This is a genomic window from Chitinophaga skermanii (assembly GCF_003259335.1).
GTDB lineage: Bacteria > Bacteroidota > Bacteroidia > Chitinophagales > Chitinophagaceae > Chitinophaga > Chitinophaga skermanii.
On sequence record NZ_QLLL01000002.1, the window covers coordinates 229,995 to 248,286 of the forward strand.

An 18,292-nucleotide genomic window follows, 5' to 3' on the forward strand; every position below is an offset into this window, starting at 1 on the left:
CAATTTATCTAAATCCTACAATTTCTCTACCATCTTCAGGAAATTTGCTACGCTTTCCTTTACTTCCGGTACGCTATTATCCCAATGGTACTCGTATTCCGCCGAAATGATACCCTTGAACTTCTGTGCTTTCAATTCTGCTAATACTCCCGGAATATTGGAAATACCTGTTCCCCATACCACGTCATGCGCTTTTGGCGATTTCTCATTCAAATCCTTAAAGTGCATGCTGAAAATATGTCCTTTTAACTTTTGTAAGCATTCTACTGGGTCTAAGCCACTACGTACCCAGTGACCAATATCTGCACAAGCACCCATATACTTACTGCGTCCTTTCAAGGCTACCAGTACGCTATCGGGATGCCAGTAATGACTAGGCTTAGGATGATCGTGGAAAGCCACCCTAATTTTGTATTCATCGCAGAGTTTGGATACTGCATCGAGGTGTTCATTTTTAGGTTCACAGTTAATGACTTGTACGCCCATGTTTTTCGCAAATTCGAATACTTGCTTCCAATCTTCCTCGCTTCTAGGCACTACTACACCAAAAGCAACGAGGGTTTTCTTCTTTTGCTTGAGCAGGTCGAGCACTTGGGCTTGCTTGGCAGCGTCCATCTTGAAGTCCATTTTACCTTCAATGCCACCGCCAATGTTTTGGCCATTGTAGCACTCTACGTAATGAAGACCACAAGAATCCAACTTGTCCAAAGCCTCCGCTAATGTAAAACGATTGAAAGTATACGATTGGGCGCCGAGTTTCCAGCCCATTTTCTCTACCTTATCTTGTGCTGAAACAGCCACAGAAAGGCTCATTACACCTGCGAGAAACAGGTATTGCGCTAATTTTTTCATATGTGGAATTTTATGCTGTATATGAACTAGGCGATTAAAATACAGGCTTTTCTTGTGGATTGCAAACCGATCATCATAAAAATATGTTCGAACATTTAACTTTCCCCTGGCCCAACGGTCAATATTAATCTGTAATTTAGAAGATAAGTTAAGGGTTATGAGAGGATTTGTATTTACTAGGTTTGATCCTAATGAAGATGCAAGGACGCCTTTCGATAGGCTCCTTAGCTTTTTCACGCAGCTCCTGACTTACACGAGCGGCGATTTTGAAGAAGCACTACAATGGCTCAAAGAGCTAGACAAACAATACCAACTCACAGATAAGAATTATGGTATTGGCGATTTTTTAAACGACTTAAAAGAAAAAGGGTACATTAAAGAAAATGAGCACTCGGGGGCCATCGAAATTACCCCGAAAACGGAGCAAACTATCCGGCAAGGCGCTTTAGAAGAAATCTTCGGGAAGCTGAAAAAATCCACTGCAGGCGACCATAACATCCGTAAACCAGGCCTAGGCGATGAACTCAACGCCGAAACCCGGCCCTTCGAATTCGGCGATCCACTCGATCACCTCGATATGACCGCATCCATCCGCAACGCGCAAATCAATCACGGCATCGACTCGTTTAAAATGCACCAAGATGATTTGGAAGTACGCGAAACGGATTTCAAAACACAAACATCCACCGTACTCATGATCGACATCTCGCATAGTATGATCCTTTACGGTGAAGACAGGATTACCCCAGCCAAGAAAGTAGCCATGGCCCTGAGCGAACTCATCACCACGCGCTACCCCAAAGACACACTGGACATTCTCGTTTTTGGCAACGATGCCTGGGCAATCGAAATCAAAGATCTCCCGTATTTACAAGTAGGACCCTACCATACCAACACCGTAGCCGGTTTGGAACTAGCCATGGATATTCTGCGCAGAAGGCGAAACCCCAATAAGCAAATATTCATGATCACCGATGGAAAACCAACCTGCCTAAAAGTTGGCAGCCAGTATTACAAAAACAGCTTCGGCCTCGATCGTAAGATCCTCAACCGTACACTCAACCTAGCTGCACAATGTAAAAAACTGAAAATTCCCATCACCACATTCATGGTAGCCACCGATCCATACTTGCAAGAATTTGTTAACGAATTCACAGAAACTAACAATGGAAAAGCGTTCTACAGTGGAACCGATAACCTCGGCAAATTCCTCTTCCGCGACTTCCAAAGTGGTAAAAGAAAATTCTATTAAGGTAACGTTCAAACTATTACAAGGAAAATCTAGCAGATGAAAGATATTAAAACGTTAGGTGCACTCAAAAAGAGCGGCTATACATCTCGTTCAGTGAAGGAAGAAGTGAGGGCCAACCTCATCAAAAAATTACAAGCTAAAGAAATTACTTTCCCAGGTATCGTCGGCTATGAAGATACCGTGATCCCAGATACAGAACGTGCCCTACTCTCTAGGCACAATATCCTGTTCCTCGGCCTACGCGGACAAGCAAAAACTAAGATGGCCCGCCAAATGGTAGATCTACTCGACGAGTACATCCCCGTTATTGCCGGCAGCGAAGTAAACGATGATCCCTTTCACCCACTCTCTCGCTATGCGAAAGATTTAATCGCGGAGAAAGGCGACGATACGCCCATTACTTGGCTATCCCGCGAAGAACGCTACGGCGAAAAACTCGCCACGCCCGATGTATCCGTAGCAGATTTAATCGGCGACATCGATCCCATTAAAGCAGCGAATCAAAACTTAAGCTACGCCGACGAACGCGCCATCCACTTCGGTATCATCCCGCGCTCGAATCGTGGTATCTTCGTCATCAACGAATTACCCGATCTACAAGCGCGTATCCAAGTGGCCCTGTTCAATATCCTCCAAGAAGGCGATATTCAAATTCGTGGCTTCAAACTCCGCATGCCTTTGGATGTGCTATTCGTATTCACCGCTAACCCGGAAGATTACACGAACCGTGGCTCTATCGTTACTCCACTAAAAGATCGTATCGAAAGCCAAATCATTACACACTACCCGAAGTCGATCGAAAGCTCATTGCTCATTACAGAACAAGAATCCAATATTCATAGCGACCAAGCCAAACGTGTAGACGTAGCCGATATCCTCAAACGCCTCATCGCGCAAGTGGCTATCGAAGCTCGCTCTAGCGAACTCGTAGATAAAAAAAGTGGTGTATCGGCTCGTTTAACAATTGCAGCATACGAAAACCTCGTGAGCGCTGCCGAACGTAGATCTATCATCAATAAAGAAAAGTCTACCCTCGCCCGCCTAGGCGATCTACAAGGGATTGTGCCGGCTATTACAGGTAAAATCGAGTTGATGTACGAAGGCGAACAAGAAGGCGCTATGCAAGTGGCATATAACCTCTTGGAAAAAGCTATCCGCACGCTCTTCGCGCAATACTTCCCGAACCCCGATTCATTTAAAAAACGGAAACAAGCCGCCCAACCCGAAAGCAATCCTTACAGGCCCATTATCCAATGGTTCGACCAAGGCAACTCCGTACGCATTTTACAAGACACTACCGATAAACAATACGAAGCAGCCCTCAATAAAGTCGACGGACTGAAAGATTTCATTCAAGGCCGCTTTGGTAGCGCTACGAAGCACGAACAACTACTCCTTATGGAGTTCGTTTTGCACGGCCTCGCTGCTTACTCATTAGTCAGCAAAAAACTACTGGAAAACGGCACTAACTTCTCCGATTTACTTGGCACCATTATGAACTTCGGTTCCGATCCTGCCGAAGAAGAAGATGATTTCTAGTGGTATTTTTCTACCATAACATTGCATACCTGCCCGTCGAAAGATCGGCAGGTATTTTTTTGTTTTTATTATTATCTTGTATGCGCTGTTTTTTTATTTCCACGTAAATCTTTTCATTATGACAGGGTATTCCCGCAGAAACTTTCTTCGTTCCGCGGCCCTTATTGGCGCCGCTACAGCACTTCCTCATTCATTACAAGCATTCCACAAAGTTGGTGCGAACGATCGTATCAACGTAGCCGCCATCGGCATAAACGGGATGGGTTGGAGTGATTTAACCGCGATGTTAAAAAACCCAGGGGTGCAAGTCGTTGCCTTATGCGACGTAGACCAAAATGTACTGAACAAACGCGTAGCCGAACTCGCCGCGCAAGGCATCAAAGTACAAGCTTACACCGATTACAGGAAACTGCTCGAAAACAAAGACATCGACGCAGTCATTATCGGTACACCCGACCATTGGCATTGCCTTCAAATGGTAGATGCTTGTGCTGCCGGTAAAGCTGTGTATGTGGAGAAACCAATCGGTAACTCCATCCGCGAATGCCGCATTATGGAAGCCGCGCAACAAAAGTATGGCAGCGTGGTACAAGTGGGACAATGGCAAAGAAGTCAACAACACTTCGCCGATGCCATCGCTTTTGTACATTCAGGCAAACTAGGACAAATACGCTTAGTAAAAGCTTGGGCATACATGGGATGGATGAAATCGATCCCAAAGGTACCAGATGGTACAGCTCCACAAGGGGTTGACTACACAACGTGGCTAGGCCCAGCCGAATCTCGCCCATTCAACAACAACCGCTTCCACTTCAATTTCCGCTGGTATTGGGATTATGCAGGTGGCTTAATGACCGACTGGGGCGTACACCTACTCGATTACGCACTTTACGGTATGAAGGCTAAGTACCCCAAATCCATCATGGCCTCCGGTGGTAAATTTGCTTACCCCGATGATGCTGCCGAAACCCCAGACACCCTTACCACGGTATACGAGTTCGAAGGCTTTAACCTACAATGGGAACACGCTACAGGTATCGACAATGGTCCTTACGGCCGCAAACACGGTATTGCATTTATTGGTAATAACGGCACCTTGGTAATGGATCGCAACGGTTGGGAAGTAATCCCAGAAGGCGATAAAATGCAAGCCGTAGCCTTACAACCGAAAGTAGATGATGGCCTATTCTTACATACCAAAAACTTCATCGAGGTCATCAAATCCAAACGCCTCGAAGATTTACATGCACCTATTCAAACAGGCGCACTTGTTGCAGTAAATGCACAAATGGGCAACATCGCGTATAAAACGGGTAAAAAGATTTATTGGGATGCAGACAAAGATCGCTTCACTGATAAAGCCAGCAACAAGTTTTTGAAAGCAACATATCATAACGGGTATAAGTTACCCATCATCTCATAAGTACGTATATCCATAAACGTTACCAACAGTAACCTTGCATAGATACATTTGTACAAACGAAAAAACAATCAAACGCTTAAAATCATACAACATGCGTAAATTACTTTTCACGGGCGCTCTTGCTTTAGCAGCATTAGCATCCTACGCACAAACTAAACCAGAAGATACAGAAGTATGGAAGCCCGTTCCACAAGTAATTACACCGGGAACAGCTACCAACACGGCGCCTTCTGATGCCATCATTTTGTTCGATGGTAAAAACCTCGATCAATGGGAAGCTGAAAAAGGTGGCGCTGCACAATGGACTGTAAAAGACGGTGCCGTAACGGTGAAAAAAGGAACAGGCGTTATTAAAACGAAAGAAAAATTCGAAGATTTCCAATTACACATCGAATGGAGAACACCTGCGAAAGTAGAAGGTACAGGCCAAGGTCGTGGTAACAGCGGTATTTTCTTGCAAGAATATTACGAACTCCAAGTGCTCGACAATTACGATAACGTAACCTACTCTAACGGTCAAGCCGGTAGCCTTTACAAACAAAAAATTCCATTGGTCAACGCTTGTAAAAAACCAGGCGAATGGCAATCTTATGATGTTATTTGGACAGCTCCTCGCTTTAAAGAAGACGGCTCTGTACAAAGCCCTGCACGTGTAACCGTATTACAAAACGGCGTGTTAGTACAAAACAACGTTGCGCTCGATGGTAAAACCTTGTATATCGGCAAACCTGTGTATGAAAAACACGGCGCTATGCCTTTAGTATTGCAAGATCATGGTAACCCGGTGAGCTTTAGGAATATTTGGGTAAGAAAATTGTAAACTAATTTTCATCATAGAAAAAGGCCTCTACAACTAGAGGCCTTTTTTATTGCGTAATATCATTTCGTGTAAGTAACCGTAACAGCTATTTGTTATCCTTCTCTTTCATCTTCACCAAGGCTACAATGCCTATAAATGCCAGTAATAACAACGCCGACCCGATTAAGTAATATACGTTACTGGTGCGCATTTTCCCGCCATCCGTCATCGATAACGGCGACGTATTATACCCCGTGTATACCAACCCCAATCCTATAAAAAAGAACAATAAAAGCACGACAATAAAATTCAATTGTCGTATTGGGCGATTTGTTTTCATGAAGAAAATTTACAAGTATTTTTTTGCATGTTACATATGCTTTATATGAAAATGACAAATTTATGTGAAGCCACCAGTAGTTCATTACTCGCCCCCCGTTGCCACGCTCGCTTTAGGCAATCGTACTGCAATCACCTTACCTATTTGTACCCAACACAAAAATAACCCTTCACCGACTCATCTCCGACTCTCCACCGACATTTCTCCGACAAACCCCCAGTGTTTTCAAGGGTGAAGTAAGCCTTTTGTCGACATTTCTCCGACATGCACCTTGTAAAACCTAGGGTTCCACCCACCCTTTGTCGAGAAAAACCTTGCAAAAAACAGTTGAAAGTAGATATCAAAACCGGCAAAAAGCGGCACTTTCCGGCACAATCCGGCACTTTCCGGCAGAAAGCGGCATAAACCGGCAGAAACCGGTTATTTCCGGCAAAAAGCGGTTAAAAGCGGCACAAACCGGCACCGCGTTTTTTTTCTTCACAACGTAGCCCTAATTTCGAAGTAGCAAACAGGAAATTGTTTTTCTACACACTTCAAATTGTACAACGGGGCAGCATGTACAACCAGCAGCATAGAAAACAAAAAACACGAGTAAGCGTAGCCACCATGTTTCATCAAACATCCATTGCTCGTTACGCAAAAAAAGTAAAATACTTTTTCTAGCAACAAACATTGCAAGCATAGATCAAGTTATTGTAGAAGAAAAATAAAAGTGCAGATGAAAAGTATATCCAAACAATGCTATTACCACAAAAGAAAAACGCTTTCAACATGTAATGAAGAAAGCGCTTGTTCTGAGGTTTCTAGCGGATTCGAACCGCTGTACGAGGTTTTGCAGACCTCTGCCTAGCCACTCGGCCAAGAAACCATTTTTTTGTTTTCCGCAGAACCATTTTCGTTCGTTGGGATTGCAAAAGTAGTAATTTTCTGATATTTGCCAAATATTATTGCAACAAAATTTAAAAAAATTTGAAATTATTATAAAACGAAATGTCCTCATTATGACCAGAATAGCAGAATCAGAGCTGATTTTAAACAGTCGTGGCGCGGTTTATCATCTCGATGTAAGACCCGAAGAATTGGCCAACACTATCATCACAGTAGGCGACCCAGACCGCGTAAAAACTGTTAGTAAACATTTCGATAAACTCGAAGGTACATTCCAACACCGCGAATTTGTCACACACACCGGCTATGTGGGAAAGAAAAGAATTTCCGTGGTGTCAACAGGTATTGGAACCGATAACATCGATATCGTACTCAATGAACTCGATGCACTCACCAACATCGATTTTGCAACCCGTACGATTAAACCCATGTTGCAACCTCTACAAATTATTCGCCTCGGTACTGCCGGCGCTTTACAACAAGATATTCCTGTCGATGAATTCGTAGTTTCTGCATACGGCCTTGGTTTAGATAACCTCCTGCCCTTCTACGAATACAACAACACAGCTGCAGAAACACAATTACTTGCAGCGTTCCAACAACAAGTTCCTATGCAAAAAGGCGCGGCCAACCCGTACATTTTTGCATCGTCTAATTTGTTGCACCAACAATTCACCGATGGTTTCCATTCGGGTATCACCGTTACTTGCCCAGGTTTCTATGGCCCACAAGGCCGCGTACTCCGTGGTAATTTATCGCACCCAAACCTCATCGATCAATTAACTACGTTTGTACACGATGGCGTACACGTAACTAATTTCGAAATGGAAACAGCGGGTATTTATGGCTTGGGCCGCGTATTAGGTCATGAATGTTTATCTATCAGTGCAATCGTTGCTAACCGTATTCGTAAAGAATTCAGTAAAGACGGCGGTGCAGCGGTGGAAAACCTCATCCAAAAATCACTGGCGATCATCGAAAACATCTAATTCATTTTTTTTCATATAAAGAATTGAATTGTCACTACTTTTGCACCGATAAACAAGGCGATATGCAAGTACATTTCCATAAATACCAAGGCACGGGCAACGATTTCGTGATTATAGACAACCGCAATAATGCGTACGATAACCTTTCGCAACCCACTGTTGCACATCTCTGCGATCGTAGGTTTGGTATCGGTGGCGATGGCTTGATGTTACTTAACACAAGCAAAGACCCACAGTACGATTTTGAAATGGTGTACTATAACGCCGACGGTAATCCCGGTTCTATGTGTGGCAATGGCGGTCGCTGTTTATCAGCATTTGCAAAAAAAGTAGGTATCAAGAACGATCAAGCCACCTTTATTGCGTCCGATGGCCCTCACGAGGTCGTGTACGCCGATAATGGTTGGGTATATTTGAAAATGAAAGATGTTGACTGGGTTGAAAATGGCCCAGGTTACTTTTTCCTAGATACCGGTTCTCCGCACTTTGTAAGGTATGTAACCGGTATCGAGGAAATGGACGTGTTCAATGAAGGTCGTGCCATCCGTTACAACGAACGATTTGCAGAAGTAGGTACCAACGTGAACTTTGTACAAGAAACGGAAAACGGCATCTTCGTAAGAACCTACGAAAGAGGTGTGGAAGATGAAACCTATTCTTGCGGAACAGGTGTTACCGCCGCGGCTATCACCACTGCCAACGGCGAAAATGGCGATTATGCCGTACCGGTTCAAACCCTAGGAGGACCATTAGAAGTGCGCTTTAAGAAAACCGGCGAACGCAGTTATACCGACATTTGGCTCTGCGGCCCTGCTACTTGGGTTTTCGAAGGAGACATTAAAATATAATTAATTATAGCGGCAAACTTCAATGGAACCTTGATTTTGCTACCTTTGCGCCCGAATGATCCAATATTTCAAAAATATCAACAACGTAACGGTAGAAATTAGTTCTCCCGAAAACGATGCTTGGGTAAACGTTGCCCCGCCCTTAAAACAAGCGGAATTCGAACAATTATCCGAAGAGCTCGATATACCCCTCGACTTCTTAACCGACTCGCTCGATATCGACGAACGCTCGCGTTTCGAATTAGAGGACAATGTGAAGTTGATCGTTTTGAAAACACCCACGGAGAACACTTCCATCAATGAAAGTGATGCCTATTACATCACCATCCCGATTGTAATTATCCTCACGCACAACCAAATCGTTACCGTTAACTCGTTTGATAACGCGGCGATTAAAAAGTTCTTGAATACTTTCCATAACCGTCACCCCGAAAAAAGGAACATGATGGTGTTGAAAATCTTCGAGAAAGTGGTGGTGAACTTCTTGGATTATTTGAAAGAAATCAATAACCGTCGTAATCAACTCGAACAAAAACTCTACGATTCAAACCGTAACGAGGAGTTGTTATACCTCATGCAAATCCAAAAAAGCCTTGTTTACTTTGTAACGGCGCTCCGCTCCAACGAGCTACTTCTAATGAAGCTGGAAAGAACGAACTTTTTGGGATTGAATGAAGACGAAAAAGAATTCTTAAACGATTTAATCGTTGATACTTCCCAAGCCCTCGAGATGGCCAATGTATATACCAATATCTTGAGCAGCACGATGGATGCTTTTGCCAGCATCATTTCCAACAACCTGAACCAGGTCATGAAACGCCTTACCTCCATCACCATCGTACTCTCATTCCCGATGTTGGTGGCCAGTATCTACGGCATGAACGTACACATCCCCTATGCAGAAGCGCCACACGCCTTCTACATCCCGGTGATTTTATCGATCGTCATTTCCGTTATTATGAGCTGGTATTTCATGAAAAAGAAATGGTTCTAACCTATTACTAACGAAGAAACTCTTTACCCATGGCTTGTTTTAACGTGCGCGTATATGGTATTATGATCAACCATTTGCAGCAAGTACTTGTCAGCGACGAATATATCCGCGGCGGCTATTACACAAAATTCCCCGGCGGCGGCTTAGAATTCGGCGAAGGTACCCTCGAATGTATCAAACGCGAATGGCAAGAAGAACTAGGACAAGACGTAGAAGTAGTGGAACATATTTATACAACGGATTTCTTCCAAATCTCCGCCTTCGATAACGTAACACAAATCTTATCCATCTATTACCTCGTTCGCCCAACGAGCCCATTCACCGCTCCTTTACTCAACAAACCTTTCGATTTCACCATCCCCGAAGGTATTACCGAAGTAGAAGGCGTACGCTGGATTGAATGGGAAGACTTTAACGCGGAAGCAGTTACACTGCCCATCGATAAAGTAGTAGCAGATATAGTGAAAGCAAAATATTAAAACAAGAAAAGCAACCGGGAATGGTTGCTTTTTTTTATTCATTGAAAACGTTTTTATGGATGCTTTGTTGTAAGTTGTTTCTACCTAGTAGCGATCACGCCCTTATACAGTAGCCTTACTATTCGTTACCGCCCATTTCTTCCGCCACCACAAAGCAAGGCTTACCAATGCAATTAGGGCAGGTACTTCAACTAAAGGCCCAATAACGCCTACAAAAGCTTGCCCACTATTAATCCCAAACACGCCAATAGCCACCGCGATAGCCAATTCAAAATTATTGCCAGCCGCTGTAAAAGCAATCGCTGCCGTTTTGGAATAATCGGCACCTACCTTCTTGCCGGCAACAAAACTCAACACAAACATCAACACAAAATACACGAGTAAAGGCACACCCACTTGCAACACATCTAAAGGTAATTGTACAATTACATCGCCCTTCAAACTAAACATCACCACAATCGTAAACAACAATGCAATAAGTGTTACAGGTGATATACGCGGGATAAATTTGCTTTCATACCAAGCAGTACCTTTCAAGCGAATCATTACAAAACGTGTAACCATCCCCGCCAAGAAAGGAATACCTAAGTATATCCCAACACTGCGGGCAATCTCGCCAATGGTAATATCCATGCCCACACCTTGTACACCAAAATATGGCGGCAATACCTGCAAGAACACATACGCGTACACACTATATAACAACACTTGGAAAATACTATTCAGTGCTACTAAACCCGCTGCATACTCCCTGTTACCATCCGCTAATTCGTTCCACACAAGCACCATCGCAATACAACGCGCTAAACCAATTAAGATTAATCCCGAAAAGTAAGCAGGTTCATTGCGTAGGAAAATAACAGCCAGTGCAAACATCAACAAAGGACCAATTACCCAATTCAGCAATAACGACAAGCCCAATACACGCGTATTCTTAAACACGCTAAACATTTGCTCGTACCGTACTTTTGCGAGTGGCGGGTACATCATTAACATTAAACCAATGGCTAAAGGAATATTCGTAGTACCACTACTGAATTGTTGCAAGTAGGCAGGAAAGGCAGGCATAAAATACCCCAACAAAATTCCGCCGAACATCGCCAAAAAAATCCATAGCGTTAAGTAACGATCTAAAAAACTAAGTTGTTTCATGCTTATAAATTTTCACGCACAAAGGCTTCGCAATACGCTTTAATTTGGCCGCGCACATCCCGGAAAGCTTGCATCACTTCTTCTGCTGTGCCGGTAGCTTTCGCTGGATCGGGGAAATTGTAATGGAACTTTTTCGCCTGCGTAGGAAATACCGGGCAACGATCCTTCGCATGATCGCACACGGTAATGACATAATCGAAATCAATCGAACGGTATTCATCCAAATGGTTCGATGTGTGCTTGGAAATATCGATACCATCTTCTTCCATAATAGCAATGGCACGGGGGTTTACACCATGCGTTTCAACACCGGCACTGTATATCTCGGCACGGTTGCCGGCATAAAAACGTAAATAACCTTCTGCAATTTGACTACGGCAACTATTGCCCGTGCAAAGCACTAATATTTTCTTCATAAGATCGATTGTTTAGCAAGCACAATTAGGATCGGTACAAGTAGTTGGCTTTTCTGCATACACAGTAATGCTGTAAATGCCTGTACCGGATTTTTCGAAAGTTGTAATTTGTTCTGTAGATAAATATTTAGATAAGATATCGTGCGGAATATTGATCACTTTCTCTTTTTGAATGGTTACTTGCTGGAACCCACTTTGCAAGATCATCATCAAATAATCTTCCTTCTGAATAGCACCAGCTACGCAACCTGCATACATTTCCGCAGCTTGTTGTATTTCCGCCGGTAAATCACCTTGCAATACAATATCCGAGATAGAAAAATGTCCACCTGGCTTTAATACACGGAACATATCTTGAAATACAGCCCGTTTATTTGGCACTAAATTCAGTACGCAGTTGCTTACAATTACGTTGGCCATGTTCGCAGAAACAGGCATATGCTCAATATCACCCAAACGGAACTCTACGTTGTGAAAATTCAATTTCTCTGCATTCACACGGGCCTTTTCAATCATAGCCGGGGTAAAATCAATCCCAATTACTTTCCCTGTTTCTCCCGTTTCAGCACGGGCTATAAACGCATCGTTACCTGCCCCGCTACCTAAGTCAATCACAACATCACCTTGCTTGATCTTCGCAAATTGCGTGGGCAAACCACAGCCTAAACCAAGATCGGCATCGGCATTGTAACCGTCGAGTTGGGTGTAATCGTCGCTCATAATGTTATACACTTCCGTGGAACAACTAGTAGCCCCGCAGCAAGAAGCGGCGTTATCGTCTTTCGATTGCAAAGCAATCTCTGTGTACTTCTGTTGTACTAAATCTTTTAATTCTTTATCGTTTGACATACAGCATTTTGTTATCGTATTATTGCAATATTGCGATTAATATAGTCAAAAAAAATCAACAGCAATCGCTGCTGGTTGGGTTTACATCTTTAAAGAAGGTATTAAAAAGGGCCTTGTATTGTTTCCAAACCTTCGGGTTAATACAATAGCAAACACTGGTTCCCTCGATAGTACCTTGTACAATACCTACCGTTTTCAGCTCCTTTAGGTGTTGCGAAATAGTGGCTTGCGCCAAGCCTAACTCTTCTACCAGCGTGCCTGTGATACACACGTTCTTCTCTACTAAATACTGCAAGATGGCAATACGTGCCGGGTGGGCCAAGGCTTTCGCCATGGCTGCTATGTCATTCTGCTCTTGCGTAAATAGATCCGTTTTACTCGCTCCCATATCAAAGTATTATATCGCAATATTACGATTAAGTATTTACTTGGCCAATTATTTTTTGACAAAACCACCCTTTCAACTGGCAACGTATACCTTGCTGCGGTCTACAGAACATTTCTGTCACTCCGTACTTATATTTACCAGTTGCTAAACAGTATTTCAAACGGACTGCTCCTTCATGATGCTGCTATGCCATGGAACACCTTCCCCTTCCAATATAATTTACCGGCAACAAATTATGATGGTTGTTTTGATGATACAAATACTGGCTTAATCTTATGCTCCTCAAAACCCATCACAATTATCGCAAAAGGCTGTAATACCTGTATGGGTGATGCATCCCCTCTAATAGGTATTTCCTGTATCAACCAAAAACAATTACTTTGCCATGATACTGCATACAAGTAAATGCTTTGCAGATTTTTTGTTTCTTAAACCCTTTTTTATGCCTACCCAAGCGCCCCCTAATGCCCTATTATACGCAAGTTTTATAGAAGAAGCGTATAGCGTTTATGAAAATAATCCAAACGACATAAACCCCTCGTTAGCTGCATACGGCGATTTTTTGAATGGATATACATTAATGTATAACCTCCAAATGAAAGACTTTTTTATCGACGAAAAGCCTTACGCATACTATGGCTTTATAGCACGTAACATAGCTACGAATGAAGTTATAGTGGCCATTCGCGGAACTGCTGATGCAACAGAATGGTGGGACGATTTCCATTTTTCATTAATTCCTTTTTACCAAGGATGGGGAAAAGTAGAAGAAGGATTCTATGATATTTATAAAACCCTCAAACTAGTAGTACCAAGCACCGGAGAATCAGTGATGCTATTATCCGACACCATTACCAACGATAGTTGGTTGCAAGGCACGCCAGCTGCAACATTAACAATAACCGGTCATAGTTTAGGTGCCTCTTTAGCTACATTGTACGCAGCATCATGGGCCTACAACTCACCTACCCCTTTGCAAAATACGGCTATATATACCTATGCTTCCCCAAAAGTTGGAGATAGCAGCTTTGCTGATCAATACAACCACTTTGTTACAACAGGTTACCGTATTTACAATAAACCTGATATAGTGCCGCATTTTCCACTAAACCCATTGTATGAAGCGGTAGGAACCGGTTACGAAGTAGATTCTTGGAATAAGGCTGCTAGATCAATTCCATGCTTTCACGCGCTAACAACCTATATGTACATGTTGGGTGCTAATGCGTCGATATTGGGAAAATGCGCGCTTAGCTAAGACTATACTACTGCTTTTGCGCTATTATAGATCATTAAATAAAGGGGCGTATCATAATTGTTGGTAAGCCCCTTTCCAAATGTACAGCCTCGTGCTATTACAGGTAATGAAATTATATGCATACCATTAAGTTGTAGTCAATGATCGCCATGTAATGGATAGCCCATTATACTATTCCGCTACTTTACCCATCGCTTGTTGTTTCATAGCATGGGCTTTCTCTTTACCAAGGTAAGCTTCTATCCTATTCTCTACTAAGTAAATCACCGGCGTCATCACCAAAGCCATTACAAACTTGTAGGCATAATTCACCACGCAAATGGCCAATACCGTTTGCCAACTCCAACCTTTCCCAATTTTAAAGGCAATAAATAATACAATGAAACTATCTACCAATTGCGATACAATGGTAGAACCCGTAGCCCGTAACCATACATGCTTCTCGCCCGTAGCACGTTTAATACGATGGAATACGGTTACGTCCACAATCTGGCTCACTAAGAATGCTACTAAGCTACCTACGATAATCCACATTCCCTGGCCAAAAATAACGTTGAATGCTCCTTGCATATTCGGTACGTCTTTCTCTCCACTACTTCCTACCCACCAATCGGCCGCCGGTACATGTATAGCCACGTAGAACATTAAAAACGCGTAACTAATTAATCCCACGGCAATGTAACTAATGCGGCGCACGGCCTTCGGACCGTAGTATTCATTCACTATATCCGTCATTACAAACTCTAACGGCCATAATAACACTCCACAAGTAAGGTTGAACGACAAGTTACCTTCGCCAAACACGGTAAATGTATGTACCGGCAAGCCAAGGAACTTTTCAAGTGAGAAAATTTTACCGCCAATGGATTCGGCGATGAGGGCGTTGGCCACAAAAAAACAGGCAAACACCACGAACAGCTTCGTGGCTTTGTCGTTCACGATTTGATTAATCATGGGAAAAAGCCTAATTGAAATAATAAAACAATACAGTTAAATACGAATAAAATAGGATGCGCATCCTTCCACACCAACTTTTTACGCAACAACAACACCAATAACCAAAGTATAGCAAGGATATTTAAAGGCGCCGCAATCACCATCCCCATCACCACAATATGTCGATCAAAGGTGTTTAAGTCGCCCGATTGTTCCGTTACGAGGAACCACAAGCTGCCTAAACTACACAGATTGCAAATAAAACATACTTTAATAAGAAATCTAAACGCGCGCATATTGAAATTTCGGATAAATTACAGTTATTTTTGTTTCTTTAAAACTAAATCAAAAATACTCGACGATGTTAAACTGGCAAAAGAACATATTACCACATGTGTATGCCATCCTAATCTTTGTAGGTGTTTCTTTCCTCATCTGCAGCCCTGTTTTAGAAGGACTAGAATTAAAGCAAAGTGACAATATTGAATGGCGAGCAGGCTCACAAGAAGCGCGCGAATACAAGGAAAAGACCGGCATTAACCCTTTATGGACCAACAGTATGTTCGGCGGTATGCCTACGTACCAATTGTTTATGGATGGTACGAACTACGTTTACTGGGTACATTTAGGTTTGTCGCTTGGCTTGCCTAAACCGGTTAATATCTTGTTCTTAGCCATGTTGGGTTTTTACTTCTTATTGGCCGTTATGCGTTTCAGGCATTGGATCAACATTGCCGGGGCCATATCGTTTGGGCTATCCACCGCCAGTATTATCCTCATCGCCACCGGTCACGATTCCAAGGTCATTTGCTTGGTATATGTTGCACCGGTTATTGCAGGTTTGATTTTAACCTACCGCGGTAAATACCTAATTGGTGGAGTGGTTACCTGCCTCATGCTGGCCTTATTAATTACCAATAACCACTACCAAATCTTATACTATACACTTTTGATGGCCGGCGCCTTAGGCGTGTCTGAATTGGTGTTAGCCTACAAAAGAAAAACATTTAAGAATTTCTTCATTGCCACGGCTATTCTAATTGTGGCAGCTGTAGCGGCCGTATTACCGTCAACAGTGAACTTATGGACAACTTCTGAATACGCGAAATACACCATGCGTGGTGGCCAAAGCGAATTAACGCTGAACCAAGATGCTGCTAATGCTGCCAACCCAGGTGCACCGGCTGCGGCCCCTAAATCGAAAGGTCTCGACCGCGATTATGCATTTGCTTGGAGCCAAGACTTCATGGAAACTTTCACGTTCCTCATTCCTAACTTATACGGTGGTAGTAACCACGAAAATATCGGTGAGAACTCTAAAACCGCTAAAACATTAAGCGAAATTGGTGTTCAACCACAACAAGTAAACAGCATCGTATCGCAATTCCCGCTTTATTGGGGTCCATTGCCGTTTACAGAAGGCCCTGTTTACATTGGTGCAGCCATTATCTTCTTATTCGTACTTTCCCTCTTCGTTATCAAAAGCCCGCACAAATGGTGGATGATCACGATGATTATCATTGGTGTGTTAATGGCCATGGGTAAACACTTCCCGCTCCTTAACAACTTCTTGTTCGATTACTTACCGATGTACAACAAGTTCAGGGCTCCTACACAATCGCTCATGATCCCACAAATATTAATGCCGGTAATGGCTTGTTGGGCATTGAACGAAGTAGTAACTGAGAAAATCGCTACTCCTGTTATCACGAAGCAATTGAAAATGGCTTTGTATATCAGCGGTGGTTTGTGCTTGGCATTTATCTTGGCTTCTTACATGGGCTTCTTCAGCTACTTAGCAGAGAACGACGGAATGAAACAATCGTACGAACAAAACTTCGGTGCTAATCCAGATGTATTCCGACGTGCAATGAGTGCACTTGCCGACGATCGTGCTTCCGCGCTCCGCAGCGATGCATTCCGTTCTTTATTCATTATTCTTGTAGCAGCAGGTTTAATTTGGGCATTTATTAAAAAGCAAATCAAAAACGCCAATGTGTTGGTAGGTTTAATTGCCCTCGTTGTTTTGATCGATTTATTTATCGTTGATAAAAGATACCTCAACAGCAAAAACTTCGTAACACCTTCTGAATACGCTTCTATCTTCCATCCTCGTCCTGTTGATGAAGCCATTATGCGCGATACAGATCCGTATTACAGGGTGTTAGATGTGTCGAATTCGCCTTTCCAAGATGCATTGCCATCGTACTACCATAAATCAATTGGTGGTTACCACGCCGCGAAATTGTCGATCTACCAAGATTTAATCGAACATCAACTCTCTAAAAACAATATGCAAACCTTGAACATGCTGAACACGAAATACATCATCGTGCCAGGCCAACAAGGTTTATCGTACCAACAAAACCCCGATGCATTGGGCAATGCTTGGTTCGTAAATAAAGTAAATATCGTTCCAAACGCGAATGCTGAAATGACCACCTTGAACACGATGAATCCAAAAGATACCGCCGTGATCGATCAACGCATGGCAGCATCGTTAAACGGGTACACTTACGGCAAAGATTCTAGCAGCCAAATCAAGTTAACGTCTTACGGCTTAAATGAATTGAAGTACACTTCCAGCAATACACAAAACGGTTTTGCCGTGTTCTCTGATATTTATTATCCTGCCGGTTGGAAATTGTTAATCGATGGACAAGAAGCAGAAATCCTACGTGTGAATTACGCCTTAAGAGGTGCGAAAATTCCTGCAGGCAAACACGAATTAGTGATGAAGTTCGAACCTAGATCTTACATGTTGGGTAACAAAATTTCTCAATATTCTTCTCTCCTCATCCTCCTCTTACTCGTAGTAGGCTTGGTGTTAGAAGCATTAAAAAGCAAAAAAGCGTCATTAGCTAATAACTAATGACGCCCTAAAAAATAT

The 18,292-nt window shown here is 42.9% G+C and carries 18 protein-coding genes and 1 tRNA gene; 11 read left to right on the forward strand and 8 right to left on the reverse strand.

All coding sequences use genetic code 11. The annotated features are described in order from the left end of the window. Positions 1 to 15: 15 nt before the first annotated feature. Entirely contained in the window at positions 16 to 852 is an 837-nt protein-coding gene (locus LX64_RS05015) for a sugar phosphate isomerase/epimerase family protein (RefSeq protein ID WP_111596531.1), read from the reverse strand. 157 nt (positions 853 to 1,009) lie between these two features. Between LX64_RS05015 and LX64_RS05020 the strand changes: the two genes are divergently transcribed. The 4 genes from LX64_RS05020 (at position 1,010) to LX64_RS05035 (ending at position 5,886) form a co-directional block, all read left to right on the forward strand. Continuing rightward, the gene (locus LX64_RS05020) at positions 1,010 to 2,104 is read left to right on the forward strand and encodes a vWA domain-containing protein (RefSeq protein WP_111596532.1); all 1,095 of its coding nucleotides are present in this window, start codon (positions 1,010 to 1,012) and stop codon (positions 2,102 to 2,104) included. Positions 2,105 to 2,140: 36 nt separating this feature from the next. Further along, positions 2,141 to 3,643, forward strand: a complete 1,503-nt coding sequence (locus tag LX64_RS05025; RefSeq protein ID WP_111596533.1) for a sigma 54-interacting transcriptional regulator — start codon at positions 2,141 to 2,143, stop codon at positions 3,641 to 3,643. Between the two features lie 118 nt (positions 3,644 to 3,761). After that, a complete protein-coding gene (locus LX64_RS05030; RefSeq protein WP_111596534.1) occupies positions 3,762 to 5,066 on the forward strand; it encodes a Gfo/Idh/MocA family oxidoreductase in 1,305 nt (434 codons plus the stop codon). Positions 5,067 to 5,157: 91 nt separating this feature from the next. Continuing rightward, a complete protein-coding gene (locus LX64_RS05035; RefSeq protein WP_111596535.1) occupies positions 5,158 to 5,886 on the forward strand; it encodes a 3-keto-disaccharide hydrolase in 729 nt (242 codons plus the stop codon). Positions 5,887 to 5,971: 85 nt separating this feature from the next. On the opposite strand, the gene LX64_RS05040 is transcribed toward LX64_RS05035, so the two are convergent. Continuing rightward, entirely contained in the window at positions 5,972 to 6,205 is a 234-nt protein-coding gene (locus tag LX64_RS05040) for a hypothetical protein (protein ID WP_111596536.1), read from the reverse strand. Positions 6,206 to 6,519: 314 nt separating this feature from the next. Here LX64_RS05040 and LX64_RS25955 point away from each other — a divergent pair, with 314 nt between their 5' ends. Next, positions 6,520 to 6,693: a hypothetical protein gene (locus tag LX64_RS25955; protein WP_158538529.1), complete on the forward strand. Its 174-nt coding sequence runs from the start codon at positions 6,520 to 6,522 to the stop codon at positions 6,691 to 6,693. Positions 6,694 to 7,002: 309 nt separating this feature from the next. On the opposite strand, the gene LX64_RS05050 is transcribed toward LX64_RS25955, so the two are convergent. Beyond that, positions 7,003 to 7,073: transfer RNA gene (locus LX64_RS05050), tRNA-Cys, on the reverse strand. A gap of 133 nt (positions 7,074 to 7,206) precedes the next feature. Between LX64_RS05050 and LX64_RS05055 the strand changes: the two genes are divergently transcribed. From LX64_RS05055 to LX64_RS05070, 4 genes are all read left to right on the forward strand, one after another. Further along, positions 7,207 to 8,082 (forward strand): nucleoside phosphorylase, encoded by an 876-nt coding sequence (locus LX64_RS05055; RefSeq protein WP_111596538.1) that lies wholly within the window; start codon positions 7,207 to 7,209, stop codon positions 8,080 to 8,082. Between the two features lie 62 nt (positions 8,083 to 8,144). Then, the gene (gene dapF / locus LX64_RS05060; protein ID WP_111596539.1) at positions 8,145 to 8,930 is read left to right on the forward strand and encodes a diaminopimelate epimerase; all 786 of its coding nucleotides are present in this window, start codon (positions 8,145 to 8,147) and stop codon (positions 8,928 to 8,930) included. A 55-nt stretch (positions 8,931 to 8,985) separates the two neighbouring features. After that, complete coding sequence (locus LX64_RS05065; RefSeq protein WP_111596540.1) at positions 8,986 to 9,924, forward strand: magnesium transporter CorA family protein; 939 nt, start codon at positions 8,986 to 8,988, stop codon at positions 9,922 to 9,924. Between the two features lie 29 nt (positions 9,925 to 9,953). Continuing rightward, complete coding sequence (locus tag LX64_RS05070) at positions 9,954 to 10,403, forward strand: NUDIX domain-containing protein (protein WP_111596541.1); 450 nt, start codon at positions 9,954 to 9,956, stop codon at positions 10,401 to 10,403. Positions 10,404 to 10,505: 102 nt separating this feature from the next. Here the strand turns inward: LX64_RS05070 and arsB are convergent, their stop codons facing one another. From arsB to LX64_RS05090, 4 genes are read right to left on the reverse strand one after another with little or no spacing between them, the layout of a single operon-like run. After that, positions 10,506 to 11,555 carry an ACR3 family arsenite efflux transporter gene (gene arsB / locus LX64_RS05075; RefSeq protein ID WP_111596542.1) on the reverse strand — a complete coding sequence of 350 codons (1,050 nt, stop codon included), beginning with the start codon at positions 11,553 to 11,555 and terminating at the stop codon, positions 10,506 to 10,508. 2 nt (positions 11,556 to 11,557) lie between these two features. Next, entirely contained in the window at positions 11,558 to 11,971 is a 414-nt protein-coding gene (locus LX64_RS05080; protein WP_111596543.1) for an arsenate reductase ArsC, read from the reverse strand. 12 nt (positions 11,972 to 11,983) lie between these two features. Next, positions 11,984 to 12,820 carry an arsenite methyltransferase gene (locus LX64_RS05085; protein ID WP_111596544.1) on the reverse strand — a complete coding sequence of 279 codons (837 nt, stop codon included), beginning with the start codon at positions 12,818 to 12,820 and terminating at the stop codon, positions 11,984 to 11,986. A gap of 55 nt (positions 12,821 to 12,875) precedes the next feature. Further along, complete coding sequence (locus LX64_RS05090) at positions 12,876 to 13,208, reverse strand: ArsR/SmtB family transcription factor (protein WP_111596545.1); 333 nt, start codon at positions 13,206 to 13,208, stop codon at positions 12,876 to 12,878. Between the two features lie 442 nt (positions 13,209 to 13,650). Between LX64_RS05090 and LX64_RS05095 the strand changes: the two genes are divergently transcribed. After that, positions 13,651 to 14,466 (forward strand): lipase family protein, encoded by an 816-nt coding sequence (locus LX64_RS05095; protein ID WP_158538530.1) that lies wholly within the window; start codon positions 13,651 to 13,653, stop codon positions 14,464 to 14,466. Between the two features lie 171 nt (positions 14,467 to 14,637). On the opposite strand, the gene LX64_RS05100 is transcribed toward LX64_RS05095, so the two are convergent. After that, complete coding sequence (locus tag LX64_RS05100) at positions 14,638 to 15,420, reverse strand: queuosine precursor transporter (RefSeq protein WP_111596547.1); 783 nt, start codon at positions 15,418 to 15,420, stop codon at positions 14,638 to 14,640. A gap of 343 nt (positions 15,421 to 15,763) precedes the next feature. On the opposite strand from LX64_RS05100, the gene LX64_RS05110 reads away from it, so the two are divergent. Next, positions 15,764 to 18,274, forward strand: coding sequence for a YfhO family protein (locus LX64_RS05110; protein ID WP_111596549.1), 2,511 nt, complete (start codon positions 15,764 to 15,766; stop codon positions 18,272 to 18,274). Positions 18,275 to 18,292 lie beyond the last annotated feature (18 nt).

What these genes read in the sequence shown, in the direction of transcription:
- arsB (WP_111596542.1), bottom strand. Translation starts at nt 11,555, where the DNA reads ATGAAACAACTTAGTTTTTTAGATCGTTACTTAACGCTATGGATTTTT.
- LX64_RS05015 (WP_111596531.1), bottom strand. Translation starts at nt 852, where the DNA reads ATGAAAAAATTAGCGCAATACCTGTTTCTCGCAGGTGTAATGAGCCTT.
- LX64_RS05085 (WP_111596544.1), bottom strand. Translation starts at nt 12,820, where the DNA reads ATGTCAAACGATAAAGAATTAAAAGATTTAGTACAACAGAAGTACACA.
- LX64_RS05095 (WP_158538530.1), top strand. Translation starts at nt 13,651, where the DNA reads ATGCCTACCCAAGCGCCCCCTAATGCCCTATTATACGCAAGTTTTATA.
- LX64_RS05020 (WP_111596532.1), top strand. Translation starts at nt 1,010, where the DNA reads ATGAGAGGATTTGTATTTACTAGGTTTGATCCTAATGAAGATGCAAGG.
- LX64_RS05030 (WP_111596534.1), top strand. Translation starts at nt 3,762, where the DNA reads ATGACAGGGTATTCCCGCAGAAACTTTCTTCGTTCCGCGGCCCTTATT.
- LX64_RS05040 (WP_111596536.1), bottom strand. Translation starts at nt 6,205, where the DNA reads ATGAAAACAAATCGCCCAATACGACAATTGAATTTTATTGTCGTGCTT.
- LX64_RS05055 (WP_111596538.1), top strand. Translation starts at nt 7,207, where the DNA reads ATGACCAGAATAGCAGAATCAGAGCTGATTTTAAACAGTCGTGGCGCG.
- LX64_RS05080 (WP_111596543.1), bottom strand. Translation starts at nt 11,971, where the DNA reads ATGAAGAAAATATTAGTGCTTTGCACGGGCAATAGTTGCCGTAGTCAA.
- LX64_RS05100 (WP_111596547.1), bottom strand. Translation starts at nt 15,420, where the DNA reads ATGATTAATCAAATCGTGAACGACAAAGCCACGAAGCTGTTCGTGGTG.
- LX64_RS05090 (WP_111596545.1), bottom strand. Translation starts at nt 13,208, where the DNA reads ATGGGAGCGAGTAAAACGGATCTATTTACGCAAGAGCAGAATGACATA.
- LX64_RS05035 (WP_111596535.1), top strand. Translation starts at nt 5,158, where the DNA reads ATGCGTAAATTACTTTTCACGGGCGCTCTTGCTTTAGCAGCATTAGCA.
- dapF (WP_111596539.1), top strand. Translation starts at nt 8,145, where the DNA reads ATGCAAGTACATTTCCATAAATACCAAGGCACGGGCAACGATTTCGTG.
- LX64_RS05110 (WP_111596549.1), top strand. Translation starts at nt 15,764, where the DNA reads ATGTTAAACTGGCAAAAGAACATATTACCACATGTGTATGCCATCCTA.
- LX64_RS05070 (WP_111596541.1), top strand. Translation starts at nt 9,954, where the DNA reads ATGGCTTGTTTTAACGTGCGCGTATATGGTATTATGATCAACCATTTG.
- LX64_RS05065 (WP_111596540.1), top strand. Translation starts at nt 8,986, where the DNA reads ATGATCCAATATTTCAAAAATATCAACAACGTAACGGTAGAAATTAGT.
- LX64_RS05025 (WP_111596533.1), top strand. Translation starts at nt 2,141, where the DNA reads ATGAAAGATATTAAAACGTTAGGTGCACTCAAAAAGAGCGGCTATACA.